At 65.4% G+C, this 9893-nt stretch carries 9 protein-coding genes; all 9 read left to right on the top strand.

What is annotated here, in order from left to right; all coding sequences use genetic code 11:
* Positions 1-453 precede the first annotated feature (453 nt).
* The 9 genes from ytfQ to chvE all read left to right on the top strand — a co-directional run bounded on the left by ytfQ (position 454) and on the right by chvE (position 9847).
* Complete coding sequence (ytfQ, locus tag TSA1_RS06360) at positions 454-1419, top strand: galactofuranose ABC transporter, galactofuranose-binding protein YtfQ (protein ID WP_100175603.1); 966 nt, start codon at positions 454-456, stop codon at positions 1417-1419.
* Positions 1420-1533: 114 nt separating this feature from the next.
* Positions 1534-3078 (top strand): sugar ABC transporter ATP-binding protein, encoded by a 1545-nt coding sequence (locus TSA1_RS06355; protein ID WP_100175602.1) that lies wholly within the window; start codon positions 1534-1536, stop codon positions 3076-3078.
* Positions 3075-4067, top strand: a complete 993-nt coding sequence (locus TSA1_RS06350; protein WP_100175601.1) for an ABC transporter permease — start codon at positions 3075-3077, stop codon at positions 4065-4067. The genes TSA1_RS06355 and TSA1_RS06350 overlap by 4 nt, the downstream gene beginning before the upstream one ends.
* Positions 4064-5044: a galactofuranose ABC transporter, permease protein YjfF gene (yjfF, locus tag TSA1_RS06345; protein WP_100175600.1), complete on the top strand. Its 981-nt coding sequence runs from the start codon at positions 4064-4066 to the stop codon at positions 5042-5044. The genes TSA1_RS06350 and yjfF overlap by 4 nt, the downstream gene beginning before the upstream one ends.
* The gene (locus tag TSA1_RS06340; protein ID WP_100175599.1) at positions 5041-5811 is read left to right on the top strand and encodes a FadR/GntR family transcriptional regulator; all 771 of its coding nucleotides are present in this window, start codon (positions 5041-5043) and stop codon (positions 5809-5811) included. Before yjfF ends, TSA1_RS06340 begins: the two co-directional genes overlap by 4 nt.
* Positions 5812-5813: 2 nt before the next feature.
* Positions 5814-6740, top strand: a complete 927-nt coding sequence (locus TSA1_RS06335; RefSeq protein WP_100175598.1) for a Gfo/Idh/MocA family protein — start codon at positions 5814-5816, stop codon at positions 6738-6740.
* Between the two features lie 2 nt (positions 6741-6742).
* Positions 6743-7822 carry an aldose epimerase family protein gene (locus tag TSA1_RS06330; RefSeq protein WP_100175597.1) on the top strand — a complete coding sequence of 360 codons (1080 nt, stop codon included), beginning with the start codon at positions 6743-6745 and terminating at the stop codon, positions 7820-7822.
* On the top strand, positions 7822-8700 hold the full coding sequence (locus TSA1_RS06325) for an SMP-30/gluconolactonase/LRE family protein (protein WP_174719281.1): 879 nt from the start codon (positions 7822-7824) through the stop codon (positions 8698-8700). The genes TSA1_RS06330 and TSA1_RS06325 overlap by 1 nt, the downstream gene beginning before the upstream one ends.
* Before the next feature lie 73 nt (positions 8701-8773).
* Entirely contained in the window at positions 8774-9847 is a 1074-nt protein-coding gene (gene chvE / locus TSA1_RS06320; RefSeq protein ID WP_100175595.1) for a multiple monosaccharide ABC transporter substrate-binding protein, read from the top strand.
* The last annotated feature ends 46 nt before the right edge of the window (positions 9848-9893 follow it).

Here is a 9893-nt window from a genome sequence, read left to right as displayed (position 1 = left end):
ACCGATCCTCCCCAAAATCGAGAGATTCCGCTAGGTTCGAGTCGATTTGGAGTCCGTCGAACTTCAGATTCGGGACACTAGCGCCGCTCCGTTTTCAGCTCGCACAAGCGAGTTGGCAGGAAGTCGTCATGCCCGGGCTTGTCCCGGGCATCCACGTTCTTCGTGCTGTATGTGTGGATGGCCGGGACAAGCCCGGCCGTGACGGAGTGTGGTGCCCCGCCGACCCGCACAATTTCCTTCATCTTATCGTTGCATCACCGGAACAAAATCGCGCCCAGCGTGTTATCAAGCCGCCCGCCATCGCTCCCGCGGATTTTACTCCAAATAGTCAAATAATATGACTAGTCGGAACCAGCCTCCTGTGAAATAGTGCCTCCCGCCGCCTCAAGGGCCGGCCTGTGGGTGCCATACTACCAATCGGCGCCCCGGATAACATCTTGGGAGACACGCCTGATGACCCTCAAAGCCCTCTTTGCGGCCAGCGCCACGGCCGCGTTGCTGCTCGCGCTGCCGGCCCATGCCGGCCAGCTCACCATCGGCTTCTCGCAGATCGGATCGGAGTCCGGCTGGCGCGCGGCCGAGACTTCGGTCTCCAAGCAGGAAGCCACCAAGCGCCAGGTCAATCTCAAGATCGCCGACGCGCAGCAGAAGCAGGAGAACCAGATCAAGGCGATCCGCTCCTTCATCGCGCAGAACGTCGATGCGATCTTCCTCGCGCCCGTCGTCTCGACCGGCTGGGACTCGGTGCTGAAGGAAGCCAAGGAGGCCAAGATCCCGGTCGTGCTGCTCGACCGTGACATCGATCCCTCCGGCAAGGAACTCTATCTCACCGCCGTGACCTCCGACAGCGTGCATGAAGGCGAGGTGGCCGGCGACTGGCTCGCCAAGACCGTCGGCACCAAGCCCTGCAACATCGTCGAGCTGCAAGGCACGGTCGGCGCCAGCGTCGCCACCAACCGCAAGAAGGGATTCGACACCGCCGTCGCGAAGCACGCCAACCTGAAGGTGGTGCGCAGCCAGACCGGCGACTTCACCCGCGCCAAGGGCAAGGAGGTGATGGAGAGCTTCATCAAGGCCGAAGGCGGCGGCAAGAACATCTGCGCGGTCTACGCGCACAATGACGACATGATGGTCGGCGCGATCCAGGCGATGAAGGAAGCCGGCCTCAAGCCCGGCAAGGATATTCTCACCGTCTCGATCGACGCGGTGCCTGATATCTTCAAGGCGATGGTCGCCGGTGAAGCCAATGCGACGGTCGAGCTGACGCCGAACATGGCCGGCCCCGCGCTCGATGCCGTCGCGGCCTTCAAGGACAAGGGCACGGTTCCGCCGAAATGGATCCAGACCGAGTCGAAGCTCTATACGGCCGCGGACGATCCGCAGAAGATCTACGACAGCAAGAAGGGCCTCGGTTACTGAGCCGGGGCTTCGCCGGACCGCAGCCTGCGGTCCGGCACCCCCTTCGAAACCGCCGCGCGAACGCATAGGCTGGGTGTCCGCTTCAATGCGGGTCCCCGTGGGAGTGACTTCGCCATGCAGAACAGCCTTGATCCTGCTGCCCCCCTGTTGGAGGTGCGCGGGATCAGCAAGAGCTTCGGCGCCGTGCACGCGCTGCGGGAGGTCGACTTCACGCTGCGCGCCGGCGAGATCCACGCGCTGCTCGGCGAGAACGGCGCCGGCAAGTCCACGCTGATCAAGGTCGTCACCGGCGTTTTCCCGCGCGACACCGGCATCGTCAGGATCGGCGGCGAGGAGATCGCGCCGCGCTCGGCCAAGGCTGCGCTGGCAGCGGGCATCGCCACCGTCTATCAAGAGGTCAATCTGCTGCCGAACCTCTCGGTGGCGCAGAACCTGTTTCTCGACCGCCAGCCGATGCGCTTCGGCATCGTGCGCGAAGGCGAGATGCGTCGCCGCGCCAAGGCCCTGCTTGCGGATTTCGGCCTCGACATCGACGTCGCCACACCGCTCGGCAACTATTCCGTCGCCATTCAGCACGTCACGGCGATCGCCCGCGCGGTGGATCTCTCCGCTCGCGTGCTGATCCTGGACGAGCCGACCGCGAGCCTCGACCGCCACGAGGTCGAGATTCTCTTTCGCATCATGCGGCAGCTCGCCAAGCGCGGCATCGGCATCGTGTTCGTCAGCCATTTCCTCGACCAGGTCTACGAGATCTCCGACCGCATCACGGTGCTGCGCAACGGCGGCCTGGTGGGCGAGCGCGAGACCGCCTCGCTGCCCCGGCTCGAGCTGATCAGGATGATGCTCGGCCGCGAACTGGCCGGGACGACCAGTCCACGGGCATCAGCGGGCGAGCATCAGGCCCGCGAGGTCTGTGCCAGCTTCGAGAATTTCGGCAAGGCCGGCTATGTCGCGCCGTTCAATCTCGAGCTGCGTCATGGCGAGGTCGTCGGTCTCGCCGGTCTGCTCGGCTCGGGCCGCACGGAGACGGCGCGGCTGGTATTCGGCGCCGAGCGCGCCGATTGCGGACAGGCGAGGGTGGAGGGCGCGCCCGTGCGGCTCCATTCGCCGCGCGACGGCGTCCGCCACGGCTTCGGCTACTGCCCGGAGGAGCGCAAGACCGAGGGCATCGTCGCCGAGCTCAGCGTGCGTGAGAACATCGTGCTGGCGCTCCAGGCCAAGCGCGGCCTGCATCGGCCGCTGTCGCGCCGCGAGCAGGACGAGATCGCGCGCCGCTACGTCAAGATGCTCGACATTCGTCCTGCCGATCCCGAGCGTCCCGTCGGTCTGCTCTCCGGTGGCAATCAGCAGAAAGTGCTGCTGGCGCGCTGGCTCGCGACCGCGCCGCGGCTCCTCGTGCTGGACGAGCCGACCCGCGGCATCGACGTCGGCGCTCATGCCGAAATCATCCGCCTGATCCGCGAGCTCTGTGACGACGGGCTCGCGCTGCTCGTGATCTCCTCGGAGCTCGACGAGATCGTGACCTATTCGGATCGGGTCGTGGTCTTGCGCGATCGCGCCCATATCGAGGAACTCGAGGGCGAGGCGATCGACGTCGGCAGCATCTTGGCGGCCATTGCCGCCGACAGCGTCGCTGTTGCGCTTGAGGCCCACACATGACAGCGCTGTTGCCGCGCCGCGGCTTTGCCCAGATCCTGGCGCTGATCGTCATTCTCGCGGTCGATCGCGTGGTGTCGCCGCAATTCTTCGATCTGCGCCTTCAGGACGGCCGGCTGTTCGGCAGCCTGATCGACGTGCTCAACCGCGGCACGCCGGTGGCGCTGCTCTCGCTCGGCATGGTGCTGGTGATCGCGACGCGCGGCATCGATCTCTCGGTCGGCGCCGTCATGGCCATCTGCGGCGCGATCGCGGCGAGCCTTGCCGACACGCATGGCCTACCCGTGGTGCTCGCGGCCGCGCTCGGCGCCGGTCTCGTCTGCGGCTTGTGGAACGGATTCCTCGTCGCCGTGCTCGGGATGCAGCCGATCGTGGCGACGCTGATCCTGATGGTGGCGGGCCGCGGCATCGCCCAGCTCATCACCGAGGGGCGTATCGTCACCTTCTCCTCGCCGGATCTGGTCTGGCTCGGCAATGGCTCCGTGCTCGGCCTGCCGGTGCCGGTCGTGATTGCCCTGAGCATGCTCATTCTCACCGGAGCAGTGGTGCGCGGCTCGGCGCTCGGGCTCCTGATCGAGGCGACCGGCGGCAATGCGCGCGCCAGCGAGCTTGCCGGCGTCGGCACCCGCGCGATGATCATAGCCGTCTATGTCTGGTGCGGCATCTGTGCCGCGCTTGCCGGCGTGATTGCGGCGGCCGACATCATGGGCGCGGATGCCAACAATGCCGGCCTCTGGCTCGAGCTCGATGCGATCCTCGCCGTGGTGATCGGCGGCACCTCGCTGTTTGGCGGCCGCTTCAGCCTCGTGCTCGCGGTGCTCGGCGCGCTGATCATCCAGACCATGAACACCGGCATTCTGCTATCGGGCTATCCGCCGGAGTTCAATTTGCTGGTCAAGGCGGTGGTGGTGCTCGCAGTGCTGCTGTTGCAGTCGCCGAAGCTGTCCGGCTTCGCGGGGATCGCCACGCGGCTGAAGAGGACGAAAGCATGAGAGGTCTGCCGCCCGTCCTCATCACGGCAATCGTGCTCGTGGCAGGCTTTGCGGCCTGCGCGATGCAATTCCCCAACATTGCCTCGACCCGCGTGGTCGGCAACCTCCTCACCGACAACGCCTTCCTCGGCATCGTCGCAACCGGAATGACGTTCGTCATCATCTCCGGCGGCATCGATCTCTCCGTCGGCTCGGTGATCGGCTTCACCACCGTCTTCGTCGCACTCGCGATCGAACGCTGGGGCGTGCCGCCGCTGGTCGCCTTCGTCGCCATCCTCGTGCTCTCGGCGGCCTTTGGCGCGGCGATGGGCGCGGTGATCCATGTCTTCGATCTGCCGCCGTTCATCGTGACGCTGGCCGGTATGTTCCTGGCGCGCGGCGCGAGCTTTCTGCTGTCCACCGAATCGGTGCCGATCACGGCGCCGGTCTATTCGACGGTCTCCGACTTCGCACTGCGGATGCCCGGCGGCGGGCGGTTGACCGCGATTGCCATCATCATGCTGGTGATCGTCATTGGCGGCGCCTTGCTGCTGCATCTCACGAGATTTGGCGCCAATGTCTACGCGCTCGGGGGCAGCCGTGCGACCGCGAGCCTGATGGGCGTTGCGGTCGGCAAGATGACGGTGAAGATCTACATGCTGTCGAGCCTGCTTGCCGGTATCGCCGGCATCGTCTTCTCCTTCTACACCAGTGCCGGCTATTCGCTCTCCGCCGTCGGCGTCGAGCTCGACACGATCGCGGCCGTCGTGATCGGCGGCACGCTGCTCACGGGCGGGCAGGGCTCGGTGATCGGCACCTTCCTCGGCGTGCTGATCCAGGGCATGATCCAGACCTACATCAATTTCGACGGGACATTGTCGAGCTGGTGGACCAAGATCGCGACCGGCGTCCTGCTGTTCGCCTTCATCGCCTTGCAGCAGGGGCTGGTCGCACTGGCGCGGCGGCCGGCGGCGAAAAATGCGGGAGCCGCCATATGACCTCGCGCATCGTCGTCATCCCGACGCGGCGGGCTCACTCCAACCACGCGGAAGTCGCGCGCTCGATCGGCGTCGACATCATTGCCGGCCGCTACGCGGAAGGCACGCGCCTGCCGGGCGATGCCGAGATGATCGCGATGTTCGGCGTGTCGCGGCCGGTGCTGCGGGAGAGCGTCAAGACGCTGGTCGCCAAGGGGCTGCTCACGACCAAGGCGCGCGTCGGCACCGTCGTGCGCGAGCGCGCGGCCTGGAACATGTTCGACGCCGACGTGCTGGCCTGGCACCTCGATGCCGGCATCGACAAGCGCTTCCTCAACGACCTCGCCGAGATTCGTCTCGCGGTCGAGCCGCGTGCGGCCGCGCTCGCGGCGAAGCAGCGGTCGGAAGAGGATCTCGCCGAACTTCGGCGCAGCATGGAGCGCATGCGGTTCGAAGCGTCGGATTCCGTCTGCTTTGCCGATGCCGACCTCGCGCTTCACGTCGCCGTGGCGCGCGCCTCGGGTAACCTCTTCATGCGCTCGATCGGCCATGTCATCGAGGCCGCTCTGCGCGCCTCGTTCCTGCTCAGCGCCCCCGTGGAGCCCGAGGACCGCGACACCGTGTTGCTCTGGCACCAGAGGATCGTCGATGCCATCGCGGCGGGCGATGCGGAGGCCGCATCGGAAGCCATGGTCTTCGTCATTCACAACGGCATGCACCGCCATGAAGGCACCGTGATCGAGGCCGCCTCGGCTGAGGCGTTGCCACCTGCGGACTCTGGAGATTGATCGTGACCGAACTTCGCATCGCCATCGTCGGCTTCGGCAAGATCGCGCGTGACCAGCACCTCGGTGCGATCGCCGCCGTGCCGGGCGCGACGCTGACGGCAATCGCCAGCCGCAATGCCTCGCTGCCGGGACTGCCGCATTTTGCCACCATCGAGGAGCTGTTGGAGAAGGGGCCGCCAATCGATGCGGTCTCGCTCTGCACGCCGCCGCAGGTGAGGCGCGCGCAAGCCGCCGCGGCGCTCGCGGCCGGCAAGCATGTCATGCTGGAGAAGCCGCCGGGCACCGGCGTTGCCGAGCTCGATCCGCTTGTAGCGATGGCGGTGGAGGCAAAGCGAACGCTGTTTGCGACCTGGCATTCGCGCCATGCGCCGGCGGTCGAGCCCGCGCGCCGATGGTTGCTGGAGCGACGCATCAGGTCGGTGCACATCGACTGGAAGGAAGACGTTCGCGTCTGGCATCCCGGGCAGGGTTGGATCTGGGAGCCGGGCGGCCTTGGCGTGTTCGACCCCGGTATCAACGCGCTGTCGATCCTGACCAGGATCCTGCCGAAGCCGGTGTTCGTCACCGCGGCCGAGCTGGCCTTTCCCGCCAATTGCCAGGCGCCGATTGCAGCGAGCCTGACGCTGACCGACATCGAGGGCCTGCCCGTAACGGCCGAATTCGACTTCCGCCAGACCGGGCCGCAGAGCTGGAACATCCTTGTCGAAACCGACAGGGGGCGCCTGACGCTGTCCGGCGGCGGCAGGCGCATGGCGATCGATGGCAACACATTTGCCGAGGCCCCTGATGAAGAATATCGGGAGCTTTACCGGCGCTTCGTCGAGCTCACGGCGACGGGCACAAGCGATGTCGACCTGGCGCCTCTGCGTCTCGTCGCCGACGCCTTCCTGCTCGGCAAGCGTACGATCGTCGAACCGTTTGTGGATTGATCATGGCCGGCTCAAGGAAAACAGAAAGAGACGTCTTCGGAACGTTGCCTGACGGTCGCAAGGTCGAGCGCATCGTGCTGCGCGGGGAGGGCGGCTTCGAGGCCCGCATCATCACCCATGGCGCGGTGATCCAGGCGCTGATCGCGCCGGATGCCGGGGGCGGCTACGACGACGTCGTGCTCGGCCATGACGGCTTCGCCGGCTATCTCGCAGAACGTAAATTCTTCGGTGCCACCGTCGGCCGCTACGCCAACCGCATCGCCAAAGGACAATTCTCGCTCGACGGCGAAACCGTGCAGCTCCCGGTCAACAACGGCCCCAATGCGCTCCATGGCGGCCTCGACGGTTTCGATCGCAAGCTCTGGGAGATCGCGGAGGTCGACGAAGGCGCTGAGCCCGCTGTGACGCTCACCTATACGAGTCCGCATGGTGAGGAGAACTATCCCGGCAAGCTCGATGTCCGCCTGACCTATCGCATCACCGGCCCGTCCGAGCTATCATTCGAGATGGAGGCGCGAACCGACCGGCCGACCATCGTCAACTTGACCAACCACAGCTTCTTCAATCTGGAAGGCGCAACATCTGGCACGTCGATCCTCGACCACGAGCTCACGGTCGCGGCCGAGCATTTCCTTGCCATCGATCCCACCGCGATCCCGTTGCCCGGTCCGCCGCGCGCCGTAGCCGGCACGCCGTTCGACTTCCGCGAACCTCGGTCGGTTGGCGAGCGCATCCGGCAAGGCGACCAGCAATTGCAGAATGGCAGGGGTTATGACCACACCTACTGCCTCGGGCGTGATGGCAAGCTCGCATTCGCCGCGCGGCTGGAGGCGCCGCGCTCGGGACGCATCATGGAGCTGCTGACCAATCAGCCGGGGCTCCAGGTCTATTCCGGCAATTATCTCGACGGCACGATTTCGGGGAAGGGCGGCAAGCTGATCCGGCAGTCGGACGCGATGTGCCTGGAGCCGCACATCTGGCCCGATGCGCCGAACCGGCCGGATTTCCCGAGCCCGCGCCTCGATCCGGGCCAGGTCTATCGCCATCACACGGTCTATCGCTTTGCAGTGAGGACGCCATGATGGAACAGGTCACCACCTCCGTTCTCTCCGATGATCCCTGCCATCTCGGCGAGGGCCCGACCTATGACGTGACCACCGACACCGCCTGGTGGTTCGACATCCGCGAGGGACGGCTGTTCGAAGCGCAACTCGGCAGCCGCAGCATACGCGTCCATTCGCTCGGCCGGATGGCGAGCGCGCTCGGGCGCATCGATGCCGAACGGCAGCTGATCGTCGCCGAGGACGGGCTTTACATTCGCAAGCTCGCCGACGGTGCGATGACGCTGTTCCTTCCGCTCGAAGCGGGCAATACCGTCACGCGCTCCAATGATTGCCGCGTGCACCAGTCCGGCACGTTCTGGATCGGCACCATGGGCAAGAAGGCCGAGCCGAAGGCAGGCGCGATCTACGCGCTCCATCGCGGCAAGATCTCGACACTGTTTCCCGACATCAGCATTCCCAATTCCATCTGCTTCTCGCCCGATGGCGCCACCGGCTATTTCACCGACACCCCGCGCGCCGTTCTCTATGCCGTGCCGCTCAATCCGGACACCGGACTGCCACGCGGCGAGCCGGAGGTGCTGTTGCGCCATACGGGTATCGGCGGCCTCGACGGTTCTGTGTGCGATGCGGACGGAAATATCTGGAATGCCTGCTGGGGCGCGAGCCGTATCGATGTCTATTCTCCGCAAGGCGAGCGTCTGCGCTCACTGAGTGTGCCGGCAAGACAGGCGAGCTGCCCCGCTTTCGTCGGCTCCGATCTGTCGCGCCTCCTCGTCACGTCAGCCTGGCAGGATATGGACGCGACCGCGCGCGCCGCCGACCCGCAGGCTGGTTACACTTTTCTATTGGAGGCATCCGCGCGCGGTCGCGCGGAGCCCGACGTCACGCTCGCATAGGAGACAAGAAAGCAGCCCACGACCACGTTCTCGTTGAAGCAAAGAAACAGTCTGACACCCAAGGGAGTGAAATATGCTGAAACTGAAGACGACATTCCTCGCGCTGGCGTTGGCCGGCGCTGCGACGATGGCCACAGGCCTCACCGCCTTTGCCCAGGACAAGGCGACCGTCGGGATCGCGATGCCGACCAAATCGTCGGCGCGCTGGATCGATGACGGCAACAACATGGTGAAGGTGCTGAAGGAGCGCGGTTACAACACCGACCTGCAATATGCCGAAGACGACATTCCGAACCAGCTCTCGCAGGTCGAGAACATGGTGACCAAGGGCGCGAAGGCCCTGGTCATTGCCGCGATCGATGGCACCACGCTGTCCGACGTGCTCAAGCAGGCCAAGGCGAAGGGCATCACCGTGATCGCCTATGACCGCCTGATCCGTGGTACGCCGAACGTCGACTATTACGCGACCTTCGACAATTTCCAGGTCGGTGTGCTCCAGGCGCAATCGATCGAGAAAGGCCTCGGCCTGAAGGAGGGCAAGGGCCCGTTCAACATCGAGCTGTTCGGCGGCTCGCCCGACGACAACAACGCCTACTTCTTCTACAACGGTGCGATGAGCGTGCTGAAGCCCTACATCGACAGCGGCAAGCTCGTCGTCGCCTCGGGCCAGATGGGCATGGACAAGGTCGCGACGCTCCGCTGGGACGGCGCCACCGCCCAGGCCCGCATGGACAATCTGCTCAGCGCCTACTACGGCAACAAGAAGATCAACGCCGTGCTGTCGCCCTATGACGGCATCTCGATCGGAATCATCTCCTCGCTGAAGGGCGTCGGCTATGGCAGCGCCGACCAGCCGATGCCGGTCATCTCGGGGCAGGACGCCGAGGTGCCCTCGATCAAGGCGATGCTGCGCGGCGATCAGTATTCGACCATCTTCAAGGACACCCGCGACCTCGCCAAGGTGACCGCCGACATGGTCGACGCTGCGCTCGCCGGCAAGCAGGTCACGGTCAACGACACCAAGACCTATGAGAACGGCGTCAAGACCGTGCCGTCCTATCTGCTCAAGCCGGTCGTGGTCTACAAGGACAATTGGGAGAAGGTCCTGGTCGAGAGCGGCTACTACAAGAAGTCGCAGTTCCAGTAGGGCTGCTTCTTCTCCCTCTCCCCGCTTGCGGGGAGAGGGTCGGGGT

This window comes from Bradyrhizobium nitroreducens (assembly GCF_002776695.1).
Classification (GTDB): Bacteria; Pseudomonadota; Alphaproteobacteria; order Rhizobiales; family Xanthobacteraceae; genus Bradyrhizobium; species Bradyrhizobium nitroreducens.
Note: the sequence above shows the minus strand (reverse complement) of the source record. Positions and strands in the feature narration are given on the sequence as shown.

Excerpts from the sequence above, each read along its gene's own strand:
- ytfQ (WP_100175603.1), top strand. The coding sequence starts at position 454 with ATGACCCTCAAAGCCCTCTTTGCGGCCAGCGCCACGGCCGCGTTGCTG.
- TSA1_RS06355 (WP_100175602.1), top strand. The coding sequence starts at position 1,534 with ATGCAGAACAGCCTTGATCCTGCTGCCCCCCTGTTGGAGGTGCGCGGG.
- TSA1_RS06350 (WP_100175601.1), top strand. The coding sequence starts at position 3,075 with ATGACAGCGCTGTTGCCGCGCCGCGGCTTTGCCCAGATCCTGGCGCTG.
- yjfF (WP_100175600.1), top strand. The coding sequence starts at position 4,064 with ATGAGAGGTCTGCCGCCCGTCCTCATCACGGCAATCGTGCTCGTGGCA.
- TSA1_RS06340 (WP_100175599.1), top strand. The coding sequence starts at position 5,041 with ATGACCTCGCGCATCGTCGTCATCCCGACGCGGCGGGCTCACTCCAAC.
- TSA1_RS06330 (WP_100175597.1), top strand. The coding sequence starts at position 6,743 with ATGGCCGGCTCAAGGAAAACAGAAAGAGACGTCTTCGGAACGTTGCCT.
- TSA1_RS06325 (WP_174719281.1), top strand. The coding sequence starts at position 7,822 with ATGGAACAGGTCACCACCTCCGTTCTCTCCGATGATCCCTGCCATCTC.
- chvE (WP_100175595.1), top strand. The coding sequence starts at position 8,774 with ATGCTGAAACTGAAGACGACATTCCTCGCGCTGGCGTTGGCCGGCGCT.